This window comes from Burkholderia seminalis, assembly GCF_001718535.1.
GTDB classification, from domain to species: Bacteria; Pseudomonadota; Gammaproteobacteria; order Burkholderiales; family Burkholderiaceae; genus Burkholderia; species Burkholderia seminalis.
The window spans coordinates 965,723-986,885 of record NZ_CP013398.1; the positions used below are offsets into that span (position 1 = coordinate 965,723).

The window sequence follows — 21,163 nt, forward strand, 5'->3', positions numbered from 1 at the left end:
AACCCTGCTAGAATCCGCTCACATTGGCTGCAGGGTAAAAGGCTTCGAGCCGCCAATCACCGATCTTTGACGCAGCGCGTCACCGTCCGCCGAATCCTGCACGGCGTATCCGACGGCCTTAGTCGTAGTCCCAGCCAGCGCTACCAGACGCTGGTTTTTTGCGTGGGTGCCACCGCGTATGCCCGCCTCGCCCATTGTGCGAAGGTGCCGGCCCTCTTACACCGTGGCCTCGAACGGTACTTATACCGTTTCCCCGATGCCTGCACGTCCCAACCAAGGCGTGCGGCGTCGTGATTCCGCGGCGCGTTTTCTGTCTCGCCATCGAGCTGAGCGAGCCGCACGAGTCATGTTCATGGGAGATGATCTGAATGAACGCTTGGTTATCGTGGCGTCCCAATGAGCAGCATGCGCAGATCGTGCGCAACATGCTGCGTCGCGGGACGCGTGTCAGTCACCATCTATTCAGCGTTGTCGGCTGTTTCGCTGTCGCGGTTGCGCTTGCACTGTGGCTGCTGCCAACCGTCCGCGGCACGCTCGCCGCGAAGCTGATGCCGGTCGTATCCGCGGCCGTGCAGGCCGGGCCCGCCCGTTTGCTGTCCGGCCATCCGCTGCCGAACTTCGCGCCTGCCGGCGCGCAGCCGCAGCAGGAAGATGCGCCTGAAGCGGACGCGCTCGCGGTCGGCCTCGACGTCGCACCGGAAGCCGCCGCACCGGGCGCCCAGGCCGATGCATCCGATCCGGCCCGCAACGGCCCGTCGCCGGTCGCGCTGGCCAAGCTGATTCCCGCCCAGCGGGTTGCTGCCGATGCGCGCGACGATCGTGCGCTGGCGTCGAACCGCGAACAGGCGCTCGTCGCGACCTACCTGTCGCGCCGTTACCGCGTCGCGCAGGAGCCGCTCGGCCAGCTCGTCAAGGCGGCGTTCCAGACCGGCCGCGACGTCGGCCTCGATCCGCTGCTGCTGCTGTCCGTGATGGCGATCGAGTCGGGCTTCAACCCGTATGCCGAAAGCGGCGTCGGCGCGAAGGGCCTGATGCAGGTCATGTCGAAGGTCCATTCCGACAAGTTCGAATATTTCGGCGGCACCGATACGGCGCTGCAGCCGCTCGCGAACCTGCAGGTCGGCGCGCTCGTGCTGAAGGACTGCATCGCACGCGGCGGCTCGCTCGCGAACGGCTTGCGCATGTACAACGGTTCGACGAACCCCGACGACAACGGCTACGGTTCGAAGGTGATGGCCGAGCGCGGCCGCCTGCGCGACGTCGCGCGCGGCCGCAGCGTGCCGATCAATGCACCGCAGGCACCGGCCCAGCCGGCGAAGCCGATCGTCACGGCCGCCGTGACGGCGGCGGCAGGCGGCGCAAAGCGCGTGCACGCGACGCTCGACAGCGCGACGTCGGTGAAGGCCGCGCCGAAGGAAGCGTCGCCGCAGGACGACGCGAGCGTCGACACCGCGAAGCAGTCGCACGGCGATCATTCGGAGCTCGGCGCGTAACGTCACGCGTTTCGCGCGGTTCCGGCCGGCAGGCCATGAAAAAGGCACCCGATCCGGGTGCCTTTTCTTTTTGCGGCGGGTGAAACGCCCGTGTGCGGGCCGCGGCGTCAGTGCTGTCCGAACAGCGTCGCGAGCCGATCGACCGCCTCTTCGAGCCGCGGGTAGGCCGTCGCATACGACAGGCGGATATAGTCGCGCGGCGCATGGACGCCGAAGTCCATGCCGGGAACCAGCACGACGCCGGCGTCGTGCAGCATCGCCTGCGTGAGTGCGGCGCTGTCGCCGGCTGCCGGATGGGCGACGCCGCCGCAATGCGCGTACACGTAGAACGCACCGTCGGGCATCACGGGGACCGTGAAGCCGAGCCGTTCGAGCGCCGGCACGATGAAATCGCGGCGGCGCTTGAATTCGAGGCGGCGCGCTTCATAAAGGTCGAGCGTGGCCGGTTCGAAGCACGCGAGCGCTGCATGCTGCGCGAGCGCGGACGGGCAGATGAACAGGTTCTGCGACAGCTTCTCGAAGGTGCCGACCAGTGCGGGCGGCACGACGAGCCAGCCGAGCCGCCAGCCCGTCATGCTGAAATACTTCGAGAAGCTGTTCACGGTGATCACGTCGTCGCCGAACGACAGTGCCGACACGGGCGCCGCGTCGTAGCTGAGCCCCTGGTAGATCTCGTCGACGATCGTGAAACCGCCGCGGGCGCGCACGGCCTCGACGATCCGCTTCAGTTCGTCCGGTTCGAGCGACGTGCCGGTCGGGTTCGACGGCGACGCGAGCAGCACACCGCGGGTGCGGTCGCCCCAGCGCGTGCGGACATCGTTCTCGGTGAGCTGGAAGCGCGCGTCCGGGCCGCTCGGCACGAGCACCGCGCGGCCTTCGGCCGCCGCGACGAAATGCCGGTTGCAGGGATACGACGGGTCGGGCATCAGCACTTCGTCGTCACGGCCCACGAGTGCGAGGCACGCGAGCAGCAGCGCGGCCGATGCGCCGGCCGTCACGACGATCCGCTCCGGGCTGATCGCGAGGCCGTACGCGCGCGCATAGTGGGCGGCGATCGCCTCGCGCAGCGGCGCAATGCCGAGCGCGCTCGTGTACTGCGTGACCCCGCGGCGCAGCGCGGCCGCGGCCGCTTCGACGACGGGCTCCGGCGCGGTGAAATCGGGCTCGCCGATGCCCATGTGGATAACATCGCGTCCAAGGGACTCGAGCCGCTGTGCCTCCTTCATCAGTTCCATCACATGGAAGGGCTGGATCGCGTCGACGCGTGCGGCGAGCGTGACGAGCGAATCGGCGGTGGTATTCATCGGCGGGCAGGGCGGAGGGGAGAAAGAATGAAAAACGGGCGCTTGCGCGCCCGTGAACAGACCGACGGTGTCAGCCGTTGCGGCGTGCCTGCGTTTCTGCAGGGCGCAGCTTCGCGGCGAGCTTGTCGAGCACGCCGTTCACGTACTTGTAGCCGTCGGAGCCGCCGAACGTCTTCGCGAGTTCGACCGCTTCGTTGATGATCACGCGGTACGGTGTTTCGACGTGGTGCGTGAGCTCGAACGTCGCGATCAGCAGCACCGCGCGTTCGACCGGCGAAAGCTGGTCGATCGGACGGTCCAGCGACGGCGTCAGCGCGTCGACGAGCGTGGCGTGCTCGCGGATCACGCCGTGCAGGATCGCGTCGAGCAGCTCCTTGTCAGCCTTGTCGTAACCGAGCGCGCCGCGCAGTTGCGCGTCGATCTCGCCGGAGGACGCGTTCGACAGCAGCCACTGGTAGAGGCCTTGCGTCGCCAGCTCGCGCGATTGTCGGCGGGCGCTCTTCTTCATGCGCGCTCCTCTTCGTCGTCTTCGTCTTCCTCTTCGTCCTCGTCGTCGCCGAGCTGGTCGAGGGCCATCGTCAGGTTGGCCATCTCGACGGCGACGCGTGCGGCGTCACGACCCTTTTCGGTCATGCGCGCGACGGCCTGCTCGTCGTTTTCGGTCGTCAGGACCGCGTTCGCGATCGGCAGGTTGAAGTCGAGGCCGATGCGGGTGATGCCCGCGCCGCTCTCGTTCGACACGAGTTCGAAGTGGTAGGTCTCGCCGCGGATCACCGCGCCGAGCGCGATCAGCGCGTCGAACTGGCCGCTTTCGGCGAGCTTCTGCAGCGCGAGCGGGATTTCCAGCGCGCCGGGCACCGACACGAGCAGCACGTCTTCACCGGTGACGCCGAGGCGTTCCAGTTCCTCGACGCATGCGTCGGCGAGGCCGTTGCACACCGGCTCGTTGAAGCGCGATTGCACGATGCCGATACGCAGGCCGTCGCCTTCGAGATTCGGTTGGTATTGTCCGATTTCCATGATCTTGTCCGTGGTGTGGATGAACGGTTATAGGGCGAAAGCGCCGTGGCGGGTTACGCGTTGGACGCCGGGCAGGACTTGGCTTCGCCGCCGGGCATCGGAATGAAGCCCGTGACTTCGAGGCCGTAGCCGGACATGCTGCCCAGCTTGCGCGGATTCGACAGCACCTGCATCTTGCCGACGCCGACATCGCGCAGGATCTGCGCGCCGATGCCGAACGTCTTGAAATCGACCGGCCGGCGCTTGAGCGCGGCCGCCTTTTCTTCCTCGTCGAACGCCTTGAAGACGTCGATCAGGTGTTCCTTGGTGTCGCCGCAGTTGAGCAGCACGATCACGCCGAGGTCGCGTTCCGCGATGTCGCGCATGGCGGCGTCGAGCGTCCACGAGTGCGTCGACACGCCCGTCTCGAGCAGGTCGAGCACCGACAGCGGCTCGTGCACGCGCACCGGCGTATCGACGTCGGGCGACGGCGTGCCGCGTACCAGCGCGATGTGCGGCGAGCCGCTCGGCTGGTCGCGGTACAGCACCGTGCGGAACGTGCCGTGCGCGGTCTGCATCGTGCGCTCGGCGATCCGCTCGATGATCGATTCCGTGCGGCTGCGGTGCTGGATCAGGTCGGCGATCGTGCCGATCTTCAGGTTGTGTTCCTTCGCGAACTCGATCAGGTCCGGCAGGCGCGCCATCGTGCCGTCGTCCTTGATGATCTCGCAGATCACCGCGGCCGGCGTGAGGCCCGCGAGCGCGGTGAAGTCGCAGCCGGCCTCGGTGTGGCCCGCACGCACGAGCACGCCGCCCGGCTGCGCCATGATCGGGAACACGTGGCCCGGCTGCACGATGTGCTCGGGGCGCACATCGTGCGCGACCGCCGTGGCGATCGTGTGCGCACGGTCGGCGGCCGAGATGCCGGTCGTCACGCCTTCGGCCGCTTCGATGCTGACCGTGAACGCGGTGCCGTACTGCGTGCCGTTGCGGTAGGTCATCAGTGGCAGGTGCAGCTGCTTGCAGCGTTCCTGCGTCAACGTCAGACAAACCAGGCCGCGGCCGTACCTGGCCATGAAGTTGATCGCTTCCGGCGTGACGAATTCGGCGGCGATCACGAGGTCGCCCTCGTTTTCGCGGTCTTCTTCGTCGACCAGGATCACCATCCGGCCGGCTTTCAGCTCGGCGATGATGTCGAGCGTGGAGGCGAGCGTCATAAGGGGGCGAGAAAGAGGAAAGTGCGTATTTTACGCCAGCCGGACGGCGTTTCGGCTGGCATGGGCCGCGCGCGTCGGGCAAGGGCCCCGGAACGTGTCGCGGGCGGCCTGCGCGGCGGGCCCGGCGGGCCGCCGCGCGTGACCGACGCGCGGGTGCGGACGGTGGCGGGCCGGGCGGATCCCGGCCGCGCGTCACGCGTGCTGGTCGCGTCCGCCGAGGTAGTCGAGCTTGCCGAGCTCGACGCCGCTGTGGCGCAGGATGTCGTAGGCGGTCGTCACGTGGAAGAAGAAATTGGGCAGCACGAAGCTCAGCAGGTACGACTGGCCGGTGAACTCGATCGGGCCGACGCGCATCTTCAGCACGATCTGGCGCGTCTCGCTGCCGTCGATCTGCGCGGCGTCGAAGCCTTTCAGGTAGTCGATCGTCTTCTGGATGCGCGCGTGCAGTTCGTCGAAGGTCTGCTCGACGTCGGGAAAGCTCGGGATCTCGGTGCCGGCGAGCCGTGCGGCGCAGCCCTTCGCCGTATCGGTCGCGATATAGACCTGGCGGACGAGCGGCAGCATGTCCGGGTAGAGGCGTGCGCCGGTGAACACCGACGGATCGATCTGCTTCTCGGCCGCGTGCGCCTGCGCCTTGCCGAGGATGTGCTGCAGGTTGGTCAGGCCGCGGATCAGGACGGGCAGCGAGGCCTGGTACATCGAGATGGACATGGGAACGACTCCTGTGGGAAGAGGGGCGGCCGGTGTACGGCGCGTCGTGCGTGGCGGCGTTGAAACCGCTGTCGACGCATCTTAGCGCGACGGCACGGCCCGTGCGCGTCGTTGGCCGTTAGGCCGGGAGTCCTCAGACCGAATGGCCGCCGGTCCCGCTGGCGCGGTTTCAGGCACGCCCGAATCGCGGCCCTCGCGGGTATCGCGCCGCGATCCGGAAATTGTCGTATCATGAAACACGAAACACGAAATATGAAGCAACGGAGACCTGCATGATCGAACTCGACAGTGCCGCGTCGGCCGTCCTTGCCCGGCTGGCGTCCTTCGGCCAGGAAAACGACGCGCGGATGGCCGACCGCAGCCGCAAGATGCTCAACCTCGAACTGCCTACGGCCGAGCTGCTGTACCTGCTCGTCACCGGCGCGCGGCGCCGGCGCATGCTCGAAATCGGCACGTCCAACGGCTACAGCGCGATCTGGCTCGCGCATGCGCTGCGCGAAACGGACGGGCAGCCGCTCGTCACCGTCGAGTGTTCACCGGAGAAGGCCGGGCAGGCGAGGGCCAACCTGCGCGCGGCGTCGCTGCAGGACTGGGCGCAGGTGATCGAAGGCGAGGCGACGCAGGTCTGCGCGGCCGTGACGGGCCCGTTCGATTGCGTATTCTTCGATGCCGACCGCGTGAGCGCGCCGCGTCAACTGGCGCACCTGTTGCCGAAGCTGACGGCCGATGCGCTGCTCGTCGCCGACAACGCACTGTCCCATCCGGATGAAATCGCCGCTTATCTCGCCGCGGTCGACGCGACGCGCGAGTTCGACACGACGATCGTGCCGGTCGGCAAGGGGCTCCACATCGCACGTCGCCGGCGGCCGGCATGACGCGCGCCGCACTCGAGCGCACGACCCTGGGGCGCGACGCCTACGGGGCGATCCGGGAGATGCTGGTCGACGAAGCGCGCTTCGCGGCGGGCGAAAAGATCAGCATCGAAGCGCTGTCGCGCGATCTCGGCATCAGCCGCTCGCCCGTGTGGGCGGCGGTCTCGCGTCTGGAGGCCGAGGGGCTGCTGCAGGTCGTGCCGCGCCAGGGCGTGTTCGTGATCGCGTTCGACCGCGCGCGGGTCGTGGCCATCTTCGAGGCGCGAGAAGCGCTAGAAGGCATGGCCGCGCGCCTGGCGGCGCAGCGCATGACACCCGACGAGCGCGCAGTGCTGGACGAAGCGCTGGTGCGGCAGGCCCGCGCGGTCGACCGCCGCGACGGCGGCGCATACCGCGTCGCCAACCTCGATTTCCACCACGGGCTGCTCGCCGCCGCGCGCAATACGACGATCGAGACGTCGCTCAGGGCGCTGTACGCGCAGGTGCAGACGATGTGTGCGGGCGGTGCGAGCCCGATGGGCGACTGGGAGCGGCTGGGCGGGAACGTCGCCGAACACCGGCAGGTGTTCGACATGATCGCGAAGCGCGATGCGGATGGCGCCGAGCGCGCGGCACGGGCGCATGTCCGGCAACTGCTCGACACGATTCTGGTGCGGGCGGGCGGAGGCGGCGCGGATACCTGAGCGCCGGCGGATGAGGGCCGGGCAGGATGTTGAAAAACGGCGACCGCCGATAGCCGGATGTCGGGCCGTCAGCCGCCGCTTCGACGGTGGCCGCTGCGATCAGTCCTGATGCGCGCCCTGCGACGATGACAGCATCCGCTCGACATAGCGCGCGATTATGTTGAGTCTGGCCGGAGATGCTTGTCCCGCATAGCTGTGACGTCACGCGACGGCCAGTATACCGTCGGAAATACCGTCGCGCTGCGATGCCTGTAGCGAGCCGACAGTGGACGATAGCAGATGACTCCCTTATCGCGCCGGAAATATCGTCCGAAGCCCGCGCTGATTTCGGTAATTGTCAGCGACCTCGGAAATAGGCTTCCTCGGCAATAACAATTTCGCGTTCTATTGCCGGTTTATCAAAGGTGGGCATTCCAAACGTATAGCTGGGTTCCACAAGTTTGTTGTCTTGTGGAAGGCCAAGATGGCGATGGTCCCAAAGAATTGGCTGCTCAGGATGATCTTGGGCTTCGTCGATCCTGCGAACGTTTTTGCCCTCGGGATTCAAAATCATATACGCATAGTCATCCTTGCCGACTCGGTACAGGCGGATGATCACAGTGAATCCGGTGTCGACTCGAATGCCGGAAAGCGTCCTGCGCTGTTCGTTCAGGCGGATCTTTGTACATCCAAGCGACTCCAGCGCAGAATGCGCCCATTCCACCAGCTTCGGATCGGTCCGTCGATCGATCTCGCGAATGATGAAGGGGGACTGGAAGTCGAGCTTCTCGGCGAGATAGTCGATTAGGAACTGTTCGCTTCCTTCTTCCTTGTGCCTTTCACATAGAAAGAACATGACGGACATACTCGATGCATTGGTGCCCAACGTAGTCGTCATGAGAGCACGTCGCTTTTCATCGCAAAGCAGACATCGGTCGCCACTGTCAAAAAAATGGGTCTCGCGCACGTTGGTGCTAGCATGCCGTCCGTTTGCAAACGACTCGACGGCGCTGGACTCTTTCGTAGAGCGCAGGTGCTTGTAGTGTTCAATGCGATTGGCTGCCCCGGCGGTTTCTGCCAAGGCTTCAAACTGGGCCACTGACTCTATGAATGTGGGTGAAATACCTGCGCGAATCACGTTCGCCAACGCCTCTACGCTCGTCGTCGTCCGGTAGACCCGACTGACTGGTCTCAGGTTGTCCGATCTAGCTACTGCGAAGAAGCTGATGATCCCGGCTTCATCCTTCGAAACGCAATAGTCTCCTCTCTCGCCGTAGAAGGCCATGAGCACTTCTGGCGTGCTGATGGCGATATCGAGGAACCGGCAATCGCTCGCCAGATTGGGAGATACCGTAGCGATAAACGCCTCAATCTCTTCAAAGCGAAAACCTTCTTCCAGCAAATCGGAGATAAGAGATAGCGGATCAGATTTGTGCATCGTCGAGGCTCACTGCACGTTATGTTTATTCGCGCACCTTTCGAGGTTCAACGAGCACGACCGGTTTTAATAGCGTGATAATGCCAAGACGCGTCTTCAAGATACCAGCGCATGGCGTAGCAACTCACCAACAGCCAAGTCCAAGCGAGTGCGATTGCCCAGCCTGAGGCATGAGCGTGATGTGTACGTTCCAACCACAACGCTAGACCGACAACTACCACCGAGTACAAACACACGAGGGCAAAATAAAGAGATGCGACCAGCTCGATATAAGGCGCGATTTTACGCCGGACTGTATCCCATTCCGGGCCAAAGCCTTTGAGTTTCAGCTTGCTGAGACCTCGGCACAAGACTTTCCAAAGCGGCGGAATCATCTGTTGACCCAGTCGGTACAACTGGCGAATCGGCTTTGAGACTGCCGCGTATGCAGCAGCCCCAGCCGTCAGAAGGACCAGCATATGCATCATGGGGGCGTAGACGGTACCGTCAAGGTAGTCGGCCGCAAACTTCAGGATAGGTAGAGAGTTCATCTGCGCGTCTTCAGGGACAGGATCATATGCCAGGCCGGCGGTGAGGTGCCCCGGTGCTTGAGCGACCCGAAGCCCTGAGAAAGTCATCGGCAATCTTCGGACCTTTCTTGAGGCTACCGTCGAAAATTCCGTCACATAGCAATGAGCGCCGTGAGACGTCAGTAGACGACGTGCGTAGCGAGGTCGATATAGCGTCGGCAGGCACCATCACGCCCCTGCATGGTGATGTTTGACGGCTTTTGGGGCTTTCTTCAGCCGCGACCTTGGCATCGCTTTCGAGTTCGCCACTGCGGCGCAAAGTGGTGCTCGCTATTTCAGATTTTTGAGGGTAAATTTCGGGGTAATTCAACGGAAAAGGAGAGTTGATGTCCCCTATTTACCTTACAGATAGTGCAGGCAAAAGGACGCACATTGTCATGACGATAGAAGAGTTTGAGCAAAACTACGTGCCAGTCGGAACGGCGAGTGCAACGAGCGCGGCACCGGCAGTCGAATCACTGCTCAGCGCGGACGGGCGTTTCGTCACGTTGCCGCACGGCGGACCTGACGCGAAGATCGACCTGCACCGTCTCGGCGACGCGTTGTGTCGGCGCGGCACCACGCTGACGGTGCTGCCGGTCGGAAAAGATGGCGAGCCGCAGAAGCTGCTGCCGATCGCGAAAAAGACGCAAAAACTGGACGACTTCACGGGCGGCCCGGCAAACGGTCTCGATGCGATACTGCGCCGATGCTTCCTCCCGGAGGGTTCGCCGTATCAGAACACGATGCAAGCTACCAACGCCGTTGTCGATGCGCTCGTGGAAACGGGTCTGTTTTCGCGCACCGTGCAGTCAATGCCTGGTTTTTATCGCCCTGTGCAGTGCTTGGCGATAAACGAGCGAGAGCTAGTCGAGTTCGTGGAAAGGCTCGGTCCGTTGGAAGATCCGATTCCTCTGGAACGCTTCTTGGTGCCTTAATATTTAGATGTACACCGAAGCAACTCAAACAGGCATGGTCCGGTAACGGGCCGTGCCTGTTTTCTATTTATCGTGGTCCTTTGTACGGATATGAAGTATCTCGATGACGCGCAACGATCCTTGGGCCGCAGGGCAAAACTAGAAGATGTCCGGACAGTGCATTTGCGCGGCTACATCGAACACCTGCGATTGCAGCGTCAGTTGAAGGAGACTACGATCAAACGTCGGCTACCGTCAGAAATGCCGTCTTTTCAAAGTGTTTGCGACGAGACGTCGGTAGACGGCCGAGAGCGAAGGCAAATTGCGGCCGATTTTATTGCAATGACTAGAATTGGATCAATCGATCCGGTACGAGGTCGACTAATCCGTAGTCGAGCACCTTGATTTCACCAGATGTGGCGCGTCCGAAGTTCTCTGACTTTTTGTCGTTCAGCCAGTTCGGGAATGCGTGACCGGTGAGTTCATCCCGCGTGACAGGGGTAAGTCGTTCCATGACAAGAAACTTCCCGGACCAGCTCCACGAAATGACCTGTGCGAAGTACTTCTTCTCTGAAGCGGACTTGTACATCACAATCTCGGACCAGTTCGAGAAGTTTCCGGGTCTGTTTGCGACCTTTAGTACCTTGTCGTGATGATCCGGGATTTCGTACACATCTCTGTTCGACCCACGTGCGATTCTTTGCAAGCATTGTTGCCAAAGAGCCTCGAAGTATGGATCGGGCGCGTTAGGTGGTGGTATTTGGATTGTCATGCCGCCGATTTTACCAAGCACATGCAGGGCGTTACGTAGCGACGAACCGGTAGCGGAAATATCGGACGCTTGGCCATGTTGGGATTTCTGTTCTTCTAGCAGCGCTTTCGAGGCAACGGTGTGCGCGGGCGGCCATGAATCCCCGGCTTGTTGACCATATGTACCCATTCTTTGAGCTGTAAGATCGTCTTTTCGGTTGAACGTTTCGTGGTTTGTCCGACGAAGTAGTGTGCTAGATCGGCGATTTCCCCTCTTGCAGGAATGCCGGTGCCGCCCCAGTACCAGAACGGCTCAAAGATCAGCGCATTCTTGCCGCCCCTGTCGCGAGCACGACTTTTCTCGTCTTCGTGATAGTCCTTGCGCAGCGGGACTAATTCTTCTCCCGTCGCATTAGACCTTGCACGATAGATGGCATCTCTTCGGCCGCGGAACCGCTTCTCGTATTCGCCCAGTGGCAGCACCTCGGAGATTTGCCCTACGTATGCGACTCGCCCGATTCCATAATGCTTGGGGGCAAACGCAATAACCCAGTCCCCCGGAATCGCGTGTTTGCGAATCATGGGTTTGCAGCACGAGAGGGTCAGCAGGTTGTTGTCGACGCATGGAGCCATTCCGGCATCGGTAGCGAGAACGTACCGCCAGATCCGGTTCACAATGCGGCCTCCATCAATATAGAAGTCAGCCAGTCGCCTATGCTGGATGAATCGGTCGGGTGGGCCACAAACTCTTGACCTCGTGCGGCAGTCTGAAGCGTACCGTCTGCGCTCCAGCGATTAGAAGGGTTGTATGTCATGCCGCATCCCCCTTTGCCGGGATGAAGCCAGTCTGGCACGGTCCAAACGGATGGTAATGAGCTCGTCGCCGACAGACGATGGCCATGTTTAAGGGTGCCCCAACCCTTGAGAGGCAATTGCCTCGCGCCAAGCTTCAGTCGATCGGCTGCGAGATAGAGCACGTTGGGAGATTTCCAACCGGGCCGGACGTGAGGGTGCACTTCCAACCATGGGTGTTGCTCTATTGCGCGGCTTCCGTCTGCTCCTAGATCTAATACGCTTCCAACCTGGAGCCACCCCCAAATGCGGTGTTCTGGCCGACCGATGAATTTCCAACGGCCGTCATGTTCGACCGGTCGAAATAGGCCCCAGAAGATAAATAAATCTCCGGCACCTACGTTCTGTTTCGCTAAATGCCCTTGAGCGGAGGACACCTGTCCGAGTGCACCGCGCCAACCAGCGATACGCGGCAAGGACTCTGAGGCAACGTCGGGATCGAGATGGCACCAGCTCTCCGCAGTTAGACGGCCACGAGTGAGATCGGTGACGAGATCGCCGTAGGGGCCGTTCAAGTCCCCATAGCGGGTACGAGAGGGCATTTTTGTCGGTATGGGGAGTGATAACGGGCGGCCATCGACAATCGGGCTTGGGCAACCACCGGCGGTTCCATCAAACCCCTTTCGGCTGAAGATGATCTTCAAGACGATTCCCCGTAGATACCGATTTTTTCATTGTCTGCTTGTGGTATCAGGGTATCCGAACACGGTGTTTTTCGCGAGCCTGACCAAAGTTATTTGGCCGTTGAGGGGGTGATTTGGCCCTGATAAAATGACGATACGACCGAAAAACCGGCCAACAACCGGTTTTTGGCTCGCCGCTCGCGTCGCAGCGCATGCCTGAGCAAATCCGCCGGAGTTTTTGCCGGATTTCGCTTCGAATTTCTCTCCCTGATCCACTCAAAAGTCCGATGCCGCCAGGCAGGCGTTGCTGCGCGCTTCTTTTTCGCGTTTTTACGGAGCCTCCATGCCTGCCATCACAATTCCAACCACAGTCGAGAGCACACCGACGAGCTTCACGCCGGCGTTCCCGATACCGTTCAACTTCGGCCCCGAACGCCATGCGCCGCTCATGAGCCGCGCAGAGCGTCGTCGGATGGAGCGCGAGGCCCGCAAGGTGGTCAAGAAAAGAAACCGCTGAGCGGGGGCGGGAGTGCTGGGTAAGCTACCGAGACAGTCATACGCATATCGGCACGGTCCGGAAGGGCGGCTCGGGCCGGTCACTGTCTGACGGCGATCGGCAGTGCGCGACCCGTTGCTATTGGTCGAGCAGTTGGAGGTCCAACCGCAGAAATCGGATATCGAGCGGTCACTAGACACGTCCAATCACGGCCAACAAATCGTCCGGCCGACAGGCAACCGTGATCCGTCCACTGCAAGCCTCTAGCCGGTCGCACATGACACCGCCGCTGCGAATGTCAGCTTATTGCGGAGGCGAGCGCGGTCTAGCGACCCGTTTGTCCCTTCCTGCTGAGGCCCGTGCGAACGTCTCCATTTCGGTCGCCTGCGTCTTCCCGCCCGGCGCCTGCTCCTGCTGTGGACGTAGTACGCGTGGTAGCGAATAGATCCGGGTCCGACGAAAGGCGGATTCACCGGATTTTCAAGGGTTGCTTAAAAAAGAACTGGCAGCTAGCCCTTGTCGGCCTATTGGGAGGGGGCTCGACCGATCCCAAGCTTCGTGAGCTCGGCCTCGAGCCACGCTTGATCGCAATCGGGTCCCGTCTCGATCGAAAGGATGCCGCCTTCAGCGATGGCCGCCCGGAAATCGAACTGCATTTGCAGGCTGAGCGGCAGCTCCATGATCTGGCCGCCGAAGGCCAGCTTGCCCATCCCGATTGCGCTCAGCGAGACGCGCAGCTCATGCTCGGCGCGAAAGCGCTCCGCCTTCAGATACGTATAGAGGATGGGGTTGGGTAGCTGCTCGGCATTGAGTCGGTGCAGATCGTGCTCGACATAGTCGACGATGCCGTAATTGATCGAGAAGATTTGCCGGCAGGGCACATCGCCCCACACCAGCCGGGCTGTGCCTGGAGCGATCTGCGCGTTGAGGTGCTGACGCAGCCAAGCACAGTCGAAGACGACGGCAACGCGGCCGTGCTCTCCGCCTGCACCGTAGTTCTGCCAGAGATGTTCGTCATTCTCGAGCGCGAAACAGCAGGCATAGGTTCGCGCGCGACACTGGTCGTAATAATGCGCAACGGTGAATTCTGGTGCCTTCTCGAAACCAATGGCCGCATTGGTGGCCCGATCGGCGGGTAGCTGCACTCCATCCTGGAGGTCGGCCCCGTCGAAGTCGCGGTAGCTGTCGACGCGGTTGAAGTGAAGGTAAGAGCCGGTGATCGAACTGATCAGATGCTCGGCGCGCATGACCTTGAAGAGCCGCTGGCCGGCCGCCGGCTGCTGTAGCAGGTGGGCGTGCGGCTCGATGACTCCCTCTGGGGCAGGTATGGCCTCGAATTTCTTGCTCGGTTCGTCCTGGTCCATTTGATGAGGCAGGCTGAAAACGTATTCGTCTTGAGTATAACGAATCTGGCGCAGTAAAGATCCGGCCTCCAACGTGGTCGGCTCATGCTGCTCAACGCTCGAAGGTCTGTTGGCAATTGCGGAGCTGCCGTTCGAGCGTCCGCGCCGTAAGGCGGCGAGCGTCGGAAGCTGGCGCGTCCGATCAGATGGGCGTCCCACCGTTCCGCAACCCGATATGTCCGAAAAAGAGGTGTTCGTTCAGAGAACCCGGAGATTTCGGATTCGTCCGATGGTCGGCGAGCGTTGGAGGATGAGATTGGTGATGTACTCGGGGAGTAGCGCTCGGGGGATGTTGGAAGGCGCGTCCCGTACGAGCTGCGAGGGGACCTGGACGATAAATGCGTCGGGCTCGCTCTTCAGGCTGTGTTCGTAACTGACTCGGTAGTCCATGGTCTTGAGCAAGGCCGAGGGGGATTGTTGGTACGAGTCGCCCGCTCAGGTTCAGAAACAGGCGAGAGACTGTACGAAAACGGTCTCGAGTGGTCGTTGCCGATCAACGCCGATCCCAATGCTGGCGCGGCAGGCAGCCGTTTTCAGTGTGCCGCAGAGGCCAAATCTCGGGGGGATGACTGTATACGAACCGCAGAAATCGGCCGTATACCGTCAGAAATATCGTCACCAAATCATGGCTGTAGCGGGTTTTAGCGAGTCGATGGTAGACGGTCGACTTGAAAAAACTGAATCATTTCAACGGTTTAGTGCCGTCCTGAGACGCACTGAGCATCCGCTCGACATAGCGCGCGATCATGTCGACTTCGAGGTTCACCTTGTCGCCGGCCTTCACATGGCGCAGCGTCGTGACCTCGACCGTATGCGGAATCAGGTTGATCGAGAACTCGCAGCCGTCCGCGCGATCGTCGATCGTGTTGACGGTCAGGCTCACGCCGTTGACCGTGATCGACCCCTTGTACGCGAGATAGCGGCCGAGCTCGCGCGGCGCGACGATGCGCAGTTCGTGCGATTCGCCGACCGGCGCGAAGCGCGACACGGTGCCGAGGCCGTCGACGTGGCCCGACACGATGTGCCCGCCGAGGCGGTCGTGCGCACGCAGCGCCTTCTCGAGGTTCACTTCGCCGGGCTGGGCGAGTCCGACCGTGCGGTTCAGGCTTTCGCGCGACACGTCGACGTCGAACGCGGTGTCGGTCTTCTCGATCACCGTCATGCAGGCACCCTGGATCGCGATGCTGTCGCCGAGCGCGACATCGGCGAGATCGAGCCCGCCGGCCTGCACGGTCAGGCGCACGCCGGCGTCGGCGGACGTGCCGAGCGGACGGATCGATTCGATGCGGCCGACGGCCGCGACAATTCCGGTGAACATCGTGACGGTTTCGTTCAGTGACGCGTGTCGGGCGGCGCGACACGCGCGAGGATCCGCAGGTCGTCGCCGATCCGCTCGACGCCGTGGAACGACAGTCGCGTGCGCGCATCGAGATGCGCCGGCGCGGCGAGGTCGAACATGCCGGCCGCGTCGGTGCCCAGCAGGCTCGGTGCGAGATAGACGAGCAATTCGTCGACGCACTGTTCGCGCAGCAGCGAGCCGTTCAGCTTGTGGCCGGCCTCGACATGCAATTCGTTGACGCCGCGCGCGCCGAGCGCCGCCAGCATCGCCGGCAGGTCGACCTTGCCGTGCGCGTTCGCGAGCGGCACGATTTCGGCGCCGCGCGACTTCAGCACGTTCGCGCGCATTTCGCCGCCGGCGTCGAGCCGTCCGCAGAAGATCAGCAGCGGGGCGCCCTCGAGCAGCCGCGCGTCGAGCGGCAGGTCGAGGCGGCTGTCCACGAGGATGCGTTGCGGCTGGCGCGGCGTGTCGATGCCGCGCACGGTCAGCAGCGGATTGTCCTCGCGCACGGTGCCGATGCCGGTCAGGATCGCGCAGGCGCGCGCACGCCAGGCGTGCCCGTCGAGGCGCGCGGCCTCGCCGGTGATCCACTGGCTTTCGCCGGACGGCAGCGCGGTGCGGCCGTCGAGCGACGCGGCGGCCTTCATCCGCACCCACGGGCGGCAGCGCGTCATCCGCGACACGAAACCGATGTTCAGCTCGCCGGCTTCATGCGCGAGCAATCCGCAGCGCACGTCGATGCCCGCGTCGCGCAGCATGCCGAGGCCGCGCCCCGACACCTGCGGGTTCGGGTCTTCCATCGCGGCGACGACCTTCGCGACGCGCGCCTCGATCAGCGCGTTCGCGCACGGCGGCGTGCGGCCGAAATGGCTGCACGGTTCGAGCGTCACGTAGACGGTCGAACCCGCGACGTCGTATCCGCGTGCGCGTGCATCCTTCAGCGCCTGCACTTCCGCGTGATCCTGGCCGGCCGGCTGCGTGAAGCCTTCGCCGATCACGTCGCCGTCCTTGACGATCACGCAGCCGACGCGCGGGTTCGGCGCCGTCGTATACATGCCGCGCGCGGCGAGCGCGAGCGCGCGCTGCATGTGGGCGAAATCGATATCCGAGAACATGCGCGCGGCCCCGGGTCAGGCAGCGAGTGCCGCGAACGCACGGCGCGCGGCCGCGAGCGTCGCGTCGATCACCGCGTCGTCGTGCGTGCTCGACACGAAGCCGGCCTCGTAGGCCGACGGCGCGAAGTACACGCCCTCGTCGAGCATCAGGTGGAAGAAGCGGTTGAAGCGCTCGGTGTCGCTCTTCGTGACTTCCGCGAAGCTCGTCGGCACGCGCTCCGCGAAGTAGAGGCCGAACATCGCGCCGATCGAGTCGGCCGCGAACGGCACGCCGGCCGCGCGCGCTTCCGCCGCGAGGCCGTCGGCGAGCCGCTTCGTCTGCGCGGTGAGCGCGTCGTAGAAGCCCGGCGCCTGGATCAGCTGCAGCGTCTTCAGGCCCGCGGCGACCGCGATCGGGTTGCCCGACAGCGTGCCGGCCTGGTAGACGCCGCCGAGCGGCGCGAGGTGAGCCATGATGTCGCGGCGGCCGCCGAACGCGGCGGCCGGCATCCCGCCGCCGATCACCTTGCCGAGGCAGGTGAGGTCGGCCATGATCCCGTAGTACGCCTGCGCGCCGCCGAGCGCGACGCGGAAACCGCACATCACCTCGTCGAAGATCAGCACGGCGCCGTGCTTCGTGCACAGCGCGCGCAGCGCGGTCAGGAATTCGGGCGTGCCGCGCACCAGGTTCATGTTGCCCGCGACGGGCTCGACGATCACCGCGGCGATCTCGTCGCCGAACGCGCCGAAGGCTTCCTCGAGCGCGGCGACGTTGTTGTATTCGAGGACGGTCGTGTGCTTCGCGATGTCGGCGGGCACGCCGGCCGACGTCGGGTTGCCGAACGTCAGCAGGCCCGAGCCGGCCTTGACCAGCAGGCTGTCCGCGTGGCCGTGGTAGCAGCCCTCGAACTTGACGATGCGGCTGCGGCCCGTGAAGCCGCGTGCGAGACGCAGCGCGCTCATCGTGGCCTCGGTGCCGCTCGACACCATCCGCACCTGCTCGATCGACGGCACGAGCTTGCAGATTTCCTCGGCGATCTCGATCTCGGCTTCGGTCGGCGCGCCGAACGAGAAGCCGTCGGCGAGCACGTTCTGCACGGCCGACAGCACTTCCGGATGGACGTGGCCGACGATCATCGGGCCCCACGAGCCGATGTAGTCGATGTACTGCTTGCCGTCGGCATCCCAGAAATACGGGCCTTGCGCGCGCGCGACGAAGCGCGGCGTGCCGCCGACCGAACGGAAGGCGCGCACCGGCGAGTTGACGCCGCCGGGAATGGTCTTCTGGGCGCGTTCGAAGAGGATCTGATTGTTGGACATGAGCGAAACCTGCGAGAGAAGGGCGCGGGGGCCTGTGCACGGGCCGCGGCGCCTGGGCGGAACGATCGTCTGATTGTACCGGAGACGCGCGCGGCAGGCCCGCCGGCGCTTGTGCGGCCTTTCGGCGCGCGGGGGCCGGCCTGGGCCGGAAACGGGGGCCCGATTCGGTCCGGCACCCGCCCCGGCTAGCGCTTGCCGGTCAGTTCGGCCCAGCGTTTCTCGAGCGGACCTTCGACCATCGGCTTGATCGACGTGCCGGACGACTGCGCGTCCCAGGTCTGCACCGAATACGGGTGGACGCGCAGCGCGTCGCGCGCGATCACGACGTCCTGGTGTGCATCGACCAGCCAGTCGTAGACGAAGTCGATGCACAGCCGGTAGCCGCGCTTCGTCGACGAATCGGGCACCTCGTACGGCGCGCGCGTCACGTAGCCGGAGCCGAACACGCCCTTCGGCTCCTTCGCGACGCGGTGCAGGAACACGCGGTCGCCCGGCAGGATGCCGCGTGCGAAGCCGCAGCCCCACACATCATGCACGGCCTCGCCGGCCTTCACGCGCGCGGCGACGTCGGGCAGCTCGGGCCACGGCCATTTCTTGGGGCTCCAGATCAGCAGGAAAGCGGTCATCGGTTCGGTCGGGCATTCAAATGATCGGACGAGAGCGGCAAGCTTAATCGAATCCGCTTGCGCGCCCGCCATCGTACGCGGCCGGAGGCGCGCAAAAAAGTTGCGCGTACAATCATGGGCCTGAACGCGCCATCCGTGGCGCGGCCTCCCGTCTTCACCGCCACGCGCGCCGCGATGCGCGCGGGCTCCATTCCGGATACCCATGTCTCACGTCGTCCGGCGCCGGCCCGATGCCCGGCTGATCCTGTTGCTCGGTGCGCTCGCCGCCTGCGGTCCGATCGCCACCGACATGTACCTGCCGAGCCTGCCGTCGATCGCCGACGGCTTTTCCGTCAGCGCCGGCGCCGCGCAGCGCACGCTGACGAGCTTCATGGCCGGCTTCTCGGTCGGCATGCTGCTGTACGGTCCGCTGTCCGATACGTGGGGGCGCCGTCCCGTGCTGCTCGGCGGCATCGCGCTGTTCACGCTCGCGAGCATCGGCTGTTTCGTGTCGGGCTCGATCGACATGCTGATCGTCGTGCGCTTCCTGCAGGCGCTCGGTGCCGGCGCCGCGTCGGTGCTCGCGCGGGCGATCGCCCGCGATGCGCACGAGCCGAGCGATGCGGCGAAGGTGCTGTCGATGGTCGCGATCGTCACCGCGGTCGGGCCGCTGCTCGCGCCGCTGATCGGCGGCCAGATCCTGCGTTTTTCCGGCTGGCGCGGCGTGTTCGTGGTGCTGGCCGTGTTCGGCGCGGTATGCGCGGCGACCGCCTACCTGCGCGTGCCCGAAACCTGGCCGAAGGAGCGGCGCAAGAGCACGGCCGTGCTCGCGTCGTTCGCGTCGTACGGGCGCATCCTGTCCGACCCGGTCGCGTGGGGGCACATGCTGTGCGGCGGGATGGCGTTCGCGGCGATGTTCTCGTACATTACCGCGACGCCGTTCGTGTACATCGAGTATTTCCACGTATCGCCGCAACACTACGGGCTGCTGTTCGGCCTGAACGTCGTCGGGATCATGATCGGCAACTTCGCGAACACGCGCCTCGTCGGCCGCATCGGCTCGCTGCGCATCATCGCGGCCGCGTCGCTCGTGAGCGCCGTCGCGTCGCTCGCGGTCGCGCTCGTCGCGCTGACCGGGTGGGGCGGGCTGTGGTCGATCGTCGTGTGCCTGTTCTTCGTGGTCGGCGTGGTCGGGATCCTGTCCGCGAACTGCACGACCGACCTGATGCACCGCTATCCGCACAACGCGGGCGCGTCGGCGGCGGTGTTCGGCGCGATGCAGCTCGCGCTTGGCGCGCTCGCGAGCGTCGCGATCGGCGCACTCGCGGACGGCACGCCGTTCGCGATGGGCGTGACGATCGGCGTGTCGGGCGTGCTGTGCTTCGTCGGGCGTTATCTGGTGCTGCGTTGGCACGGTCGGGCCGTGCCGGCCGGGGCGTGAGCTGCGGGTTCAAATTTCCCGCCTCGGCATCACTTGGAGCGGTCCGACGAGCGATTGTCGAGTCGATAGCTGCGCTTCGGGTTGGTCACGAATCGTTTGACCTGAGCATCGAGCTCCTGACTGTGGTACAGATCCAGGCATTTCAGAAAATCGAACCTGACGCCTTTGATTTCGGATTCGACGATCGGGTTGTGATAGTCGCGAGCAAGAAAACGATTGACCAGCGATTTGCCCGCGTCGGGGTTCCGTTGGAGATCGAAGTCGGTCCAGTCCATTAATGCACTGGCGCTGCTTCCCGAGTCCATCGCAGCGGACGGTTCATTCCGATAAGCGGTCGCGATGCATTCGGCGAGCACCATGTCCTTGTAGTTCTGTGCGTAGGTTCGGGTGCCGGCTTGCGGCGACGACGTTGCATCGGTTGCATGACCCGATTGCGCCGCTAACGTCAGTACCCCGAACATCACACACCGGAGCAGCGGATTTTGTCTCATGGCAGACTCCAGAAGTGTGCACGATCGGTGTGGTAGTTGGCTCCCGGCTCGTTGAAATAGCACTGGTCGTAACAGGTGAGTCCATTGAAAAGGGTCGCATGTCCCGCGGCATTCGACCAGCCTGAAACCTCGAAGAGAATGATCCCCTGCTTGTCCGTCAGGGCGTTGTCTTTCCGGGAAGGCGGGAATTGGATCACGTCTGCTTTGCCCCATCGCTGCTCGAGAAAGCGGATGAGATGCTTGACGCGATAGAAATACCAGCGCTTGTCCGCACCAGACACGGTTTGCCCTGGAATATAAGGTATCGGCATGCCGGCTTGGCCGAGAATATAGCTCAGTCGCACGGCGCACGTGTTATCCCAACGTAGCTTTGGGTCTCTGCTGTTGATATTGACGGCCACGTTGCCACCGATGGTCAAGGCAACTTTCTCCGCGGAATTTATCGGCGCATAAATGCGCATTGCAGCTGCCCATGCAGCTGAAAAGCGTGGTCTAGGCATCTCCCTCTCCGCAAACTGGATGAACGTGATGCTGTCGATGCCAAGCCGGATTCGTTGAGAGACGCACCATTTCTGGCATCGGACCGGG

Annotated in this window: 24 protein-coding genes; 6 read left to right on the plus strand and 18 right to left on the minus strand. The window is 63.8% G+C overall.

The genetic code is table 11. The features are described from left to right. Positions 1-368 precede the first annotated feature (368 nt). The gene (locus WJ12_RS04325; RefSeq protein WP_034187327.1) at positions 369-1,493 is read left to right on the plus strand and encodes a lytic transglycosylase domain-containing protein; all 1,125 of its coding nucleotides are present in this window, start codon (positions 369-371) and stop codon (positions 1,491-1,493) included. 107 nt (positions 1,494-1,600) lie between these two features. On the opposite strand, the gene WJ12_RS04330 is transcribed toward WJ12_RS04325, so the two are convergent. The 5 genes from WJ12_RS04330 to WJ12_RS04350 form a co-directional block, all read right to left on the minus strand. Then, positions 1,601-2,797: a pyridoxal phosphate-dependent aminotransferase gene (locus WJ12_RS04330; protein WP_059557162.1), complete on the minus strand. Its 1,197-nt coding sequence runs from the start codon at positions 2,795-2,797 to the stop codon at positions 1,601-1,603. 70 nt (positions 2,798-2,867) lie between these two features. Continuing rightward, positions 2,868-3,305, minus strand: coding sequence for a transcription antitermination factor NusB (nusB, locus tag WJ12_RS04335; RefSeq protein ID WP_034187329.1), 438 nt, complete (start codon positions 3,303-3,305; stop codon positions 2,868-2,870). Further along, a complete protein-coding gene (gene ribH / locus WJ12_RS04340) occupies positions 3,302-3,817 on the minus strand; it encodes a 6,7-dimethyl-8-ribityllumazine synthase (protein ID WP_006476661.1) in 516 nt (171 codons plus the stop codon). The genes nusB and ribH overlap by 4 nt, the downstream gene beginning before the upstream one ends. A 53-nt stretch (positions 3,818-3,870) precedes the next feature. Further along, positions 3,871-5,013, minus strand: a complete 1,143-nt coding sequence (gene ribBA / locus WJ12_RS04345) for a bifunctional 3,4-dihydroxy-2-butanone-4-phosphate synthase/GTP cyclohydrolase II (RefSeq protein WP_059557160.1) — start codon at positions 5,011-5,013, stop codon at positions 3,871-3,873. Between the two features lie 192 nt (positions 5,014-5,205). Next, the gene (locus WJ12_RS04350; RefSeq protein WP_034187331.1) at positions 5,206-5,724 is read right to left on the minus strand and encodes a DUF1993 domain-containing protein; all 519 of its coding nucleotides are present in this window, start codon (positions 5,722-5,724) and stop codon (positions 5,206-5,208) included. A gap of 272 nt (positions 5,725-5,996) precedes the next feature. Here WJ12_RS04350 and WJ12_RS04355 point away from each other — a divergent pair, with 272 nt between their 5' ends. Both WJ12_RS04355 and WJ12_RS04360 read left to right on the plus strand, forming a co-directional pair. Continuing rightward, complete coding sequence (locus WJ12_RS04355; RefSeq protein ID WP_049028247.1) at positions 5,997-6,599, plus strand: O-methyltransferase; 603 nt, start codon at positions 5,997-5,999, stop codon at positions 6,597-6,599. Next, on the plus strand, positions 6,596-7,279 hold the full coding sequence (locus tag WJ12_RS04360) for a GntR family transcriptional regulator (RefSeq protein WP_059557158.1): 684 nt from the start codon (positions 6,596-6,598) through the stop codon (positions 7,277-7,279). The genes WJ12_RS04355 and WJ12_RS04360 overlap by 4 nt, the downstream gene beginning before the upstream one ends. 337 nt (positions 7,280-7,616) lie before the next feature. On the opposite strand, the gene WJ12_RS04365 is transcribed toward WJ12_RS04360, so the two are convergent. After that, the gene (locus WJ12_RS04365; RefSeq protein WP_059557156.1) at positions 7,617-8,696 is read right to left on the minus strand and encodes a hypothetical protein; all 1,080 of its coding nucleotides are present in this window, start codon (positions 8,694-8,696) and stop codon (positions 7,617-7,619) included. 47 nt (positions 8,697-8,743) lie between these two features. Then, positions 8,744-9,313 carry a hypothetical protein gene (locus tag WJ12_RS35755; protein ID WP_156444757.1) on the minus strand — a complete coding sequence of 190 codons (570 nt, stop codon included), beginning with the start codon at positions 9,311-9,313 and terminating at the stop codon, positions 8,744-8,746. A 278-nt stretch (positions 9,314-9,591) separates the two neighbouring features. On the opposite strand from WJ12_RS35755, the gene WJ12_RS04370 reads away from it, so the two are divergent. Further along, positions 9,592-10,182, plus strand: coding sequence for a hypothetical protein (locus WJ12_RS04370; protein WP_059557155.1), 591 nt, complete (start codon positions 9,592-9,594; stop codon positions 10,180-10,182). Between the two features lie 325 nt (positions 10,183-10,507). On the opposite strand, the gene WJ12_RS36585 is transcribed toward WJ12_RS04370, so the two are convergent. The 3 genes from WJ12_RS36585 to WJ12_RS35770 form a co-directional block, all read right to left on the minus strand. After that, the gene (locus WJ12_RS36585; RefSeq protein WP_156810485.1) at positions 10,508-10,750 is read right to left on the minus strand and encodes a hypothetical protein; all 243 of its coding nucleotides are present in this window, start codon (positions 10,748-10,750) and stop codon (positions 10,508-10,510) included. Between the two features lie 278 nt (positions 10,751-11,028). Further along, on the minus strand, positions 11,029-11,586 hold the full coding sequence (locus WJ12_RS35765; RefSeq protein ID WP_156444754.1) for an Nmad2 family putative nucleotide modification protein: 558 nt from the start codon (positions 11,584-11,586) through the stop codon (positions 11,029-11,031). After that, positions 11,583-12,407: an Nmad3 family putative nucleotide modification protein gene (locus WJ12_RS35770; RefSeq protein ID WP_156810486.1), complete on the minus strand. Its 825-nt coding sequence runs from the start codon at positions 12,405-12,407 to the stop codon at positions 11,583-11,585. The genes WJ12_RS35765 and WJ12_RS35770 overlap by 4 nt, the downstream gene beginning before the upstream one ends. Positions 12,408-12,729: 322 nt before the next feature. Here WJ12_RS35770 and WJ12_RS35775 point away from each other — a divergent pair, with 322 nt between their 5' ends. Then, positions 12,730-12,903: a hypothetical protein gene (locus tag WJ12_RS35775; protein ID WP_156444753.1), complete on the plus strand. Its 174-nt coding sequence runs from the start codon at positions 12,730-12,732 to the stop codon at positions 12,901-12,903. Positions 12,904-13,406: 503 nt separating this feature from the next. On the opposite strand, the gene WJ12_RS36590 is transcribed toward WJ12_RS35775, so the two are convergent. The 6 genes from WJ12_RS36590 to WJ12_RS04400 all read right to left on the minus strand — a co-directional run bounded on the left by WJ12_RS36590 (position 13,407) and on the right by WJ12_RS04400 (position 18,664). Next, positions 13,407-14,246 (minus strand): hypothetical protein, encoded by an 840-nt coding sequence (locus tag WJ12_RS36590; protein ID WP_059557153.1) that lies wholly within the window; start codon positions 14,244-14,246, stop codon positions 13,407-13,409. Between the two features lie 237 nt (positions 14,247-14,483). Continuing rightward, on the minus strand, positions 14,484-14,675 hold the full coding sequence (locus tag WJ12_RS36715) for a hypothetical protein (protein ID WP_059557359.1): 192 nt from the start codon (positions 14,673-14,675) through the stop codon (positions 14,484-14,486). Positions 14,676-14,967: 292 nt separating this feature from the next. Further along, positions 14,968-15,603 (minus strand): riboflavin synthase, encoded by a 636-nt coding sequence (locus WJ12_RS04385; protein ID WP_059557152.1) that lies wholly within the window; start codon positions 15,601-15,603, stop codon positions 14,968-14,970. Between the two features lie 14 nt (positions 15,604-15,617). After that, complete coding sequence (ribD, locus tag WJ12_RS04390) at positions 15,618-16,739, minus strand: bifunctional diaminohydroxyphosphoribosylaminopyrimidine deaminase/5-amino-6-(5-phosphoribosylamino)uracil reductase RibD (protein ID WP_059557151.1); 1,122 nt, start codon at positions 16,737-16,739, stop codon at positions 15,618-15,620. A 15-nt stretch (positions 16,740-16,754) separates the two neighbouring features. Further along, positions 16,755-18,038, minus strand: coding sequence for a glutamate-1-semialdehyde 2,1-aminomutase (hemL, locus tag WJ12_RS04395; protein WP_059557150.1), 1,284 nt, complete (start codon positions 18,036-18,038; stop codon positions 16,755-16,757). A 185-nt stretch (positions 18,039-18,223) separates the two neighbouring features. After that, positions 18,224-18,664: a hypothetical protein gene (locus WJ12_RS04400; protein WP_034187336.1), complete on the minus strand. Its 441-nt coding sequence runs from the start codon at positions 18,662-18,664 to the stop codon at positions 18,224-18,226. 202 nt (positions 18,665-18,866) lie between these two features. On the opposite strand from WJ12_RS04400, the gene WJ12_RS04405 reads away from it, so the two are divergent. Beyond that, entirely contained in the window at positions 18,867-20,084 is a 1,218-nt protein-coding gene (locus WJ12_RS04405) for a Bcr/CflA family multidrug efflux MFS transporter (RefSeq protein ID WP_034187337.1), read from the plus strand. A gap of 29 nt (positions 20,085-20,113) precedes the next feature. Here the strand turns inward: WJ12_RS04405 and WJ12_RS04410 are convergent, their stop codons facing one another. Together WJ12_RS04410 and WJ12_RS04415 are read right to left on the minus strand one after the other, a co-directional pair. Further along, positions 20,114-20,575 (minus strand): type VI secretion system amidase immunity protein Tai4, encoded by a 462-nt coding sequence (locus WJ12_RS04410; RefSeq protein ID WP_082744666.1) that lies wholly within the window; start codon positions 20,573-20,575, stop codon positions 20,114-20,116. Then, positions 20,572-21,075 (minus strand): type VI secretion system amidase effector protein Tae4, encoded by a 504-nt coding sequence (locus WJ12_RS04415; protein WP_049034493.1) that lies wholly within the window; start codon positions 21,073-21,075, stop codon positions 20,572-20,574. Before WJ12_RS04415 ends, WJ12_RS04410 begins: the two co-directional genes overlap by 4 nt. Between the last annotated feature and the right edge of the window lie 88 nt (positions 21,076-21,163).

What these genes read in the sequence shown, in the direction of transcription:
- WJ12_RS04325 (WP_034187327.1), top strand. Translation starts at nt 369, where the DNA reads ATGAACGCTTGGTTATCGTGGCGTCCCAATGAGCAGCATGCGCAGATC.
- WJ12_RS04330 (WP_059557162.1), bottom strand. Translation starts at nt 2,797, where the DNA reads ATGAATACCACCGCCGATTCGCTCGTCACGCTCGCCGCACGCGTCGAC.
- nusB (WP_034187329.1), bottom strand. Translation starts at nt 3,305, where the DNA reads ATGAAGAAGAGCGCCCGCCGACAATCGCGCGAGCTGGCGACGCAAGGC.
- ribH (WP_006476661.1), bottom strand. Translation starts at nt 3,817, where the DNA reads ATGGAAATCGGACAATACCAACCGAATCTCGAAGGCGACGGCCTGCGT.
- ribBA (WP_059557160.1), bottom strand. Translation starts at nt 5,013, where the DNA reads ATGACGCTCGCCTCCACGCTCGACATCATCGCCGAGCTGAAAGCCGGC.
- WJ12_RS04350 (WP_034187331.1), bottom strand. Translation starts at nt 5,724, where the DNA reads ATGTCCATCTCGATGTACCAGGCCTCGCTGCCCGTCCTGATCCGCGGC.
- WJ12_RS04355 (WP_049028247.1), top strand. Translation starts at nt 5,997, where the DNA reads ATGATCGAACTCGACAGTGCCGCGTCGGCCGTCCTTGCCCGGCTGGCG.
- WJ12_RS04360 (WP_059557158.1), top strand. Translation starts at nt 6,596, where the DNA reads ATGACGCGCGCCGCACTCGAGCGCACGACCCTGGGGCGCGACGCCTAC.
- WJ12_RS04365 (WP_059557156.1), bottom strand. Translation starts at nt 8,696, where the DNA reads ATGCACAAATCTGATCCGCTATCTCTTATCTCCGATTTGCTGGAAGAA.
- WJ12_RS35755 (WP_156444757.1), bottom strand. Translation starts at nt 9,313, where the DNA reads ATGACTTTCTCAGGGCTTCGGGTCGCTCAAGCACCGGGGCACCTCACC.
- WJ12_RS04370 (WP_059557155.1), top strand. Translation starts at nt 9,592, where the DNA reads ATGTCCCCTATTTACCTTACAGATAGTGCAGGCAAAAGGACGCACATT.
- WJ12_RS36585 (WP_156810485.1), bottom strand. Translation starts at nt 10,750, where the DNA reads ATGTACAAGTCCGCTTCAGAGAAGAAGTACTTCGCACAGGTCATTTCG.
- WJ12_RS35775 (WP_156444753.1), top strand. Translation starts at nt 12,730, where the DNA reads ATGCCTGCCATCACAATTCCAACCACAGTCGAGAGCACACCGACGAGC.
- WJ12_RS36590 (WP_059557153.1), bottom strand. Translation starts at nt 14,246, where the DNA reads ATGGACCAGGACGAACCGAGCAAGAAATTCGAGGCCATACCTGCCCCA.
- WJ12_RS36715 (WP_059557359.1), bottom strand. Translation starts at nt 14,675, where the DNA reads ATGGACTACCGAGTCAGTTACGAACACAGCCTGAAGAGCGAGCCCGAC.
- WJ12_RS04385 (WP_059557152.1), bottom strand. Translation starts at nt 15,603, where the DNA reads ATGTTCACCGGAATTGTCGCGGCCGTCGGCCGCATCGAATCGATCCGT.
- ribD (WP_059557151.1), bottom strand. Translation starts at nt 16,739, where the DNA reads ATGTTCTCGGATATCGATTTCGCCCACATGCAGCGCGCGCTCGCGCTC.
- hemL (WP_059557150.1), bottom strand. Translation starts at nt 18,038, where the DNA reads ATGTCCAACAATCAGATCCTCTTCGAACGCGCCCAGAAGACCATTCCC.
- WJ12_RS04400 (WP_034187336.1), bottom strand. Translation starts at nt 18,664, where the DNA reads ATGACCGCTTTCCTGCTGATCTGGAGCCCCAAGAAATGGCCGTGGCCC.
- WJ12_RS04405 (WP_034187337.1), top strand. Translation starts at nt 18,867, where the DNA reads ATGTCTCACGTCGTCCGGCGCCGGCCCGATGCCCGGCTGATCCTGTTG.
- WJ12_RS04410 (WP_082744666.1), bottom strand. Translation starts at nt 20,575, where the DNA reads ATGAGACAAAATCCGCTGCTCCGGTGTGTGATGTTCGGGGTACTGACG.
- WJ12_RS04415 (WP_049034493.1), bottom strand. Translation starts at nt 21,075, where the DNA reads ATGCCTAGACCACGCTTTTCAGCTGCATGGGCAGCTGCAATGCGCATT.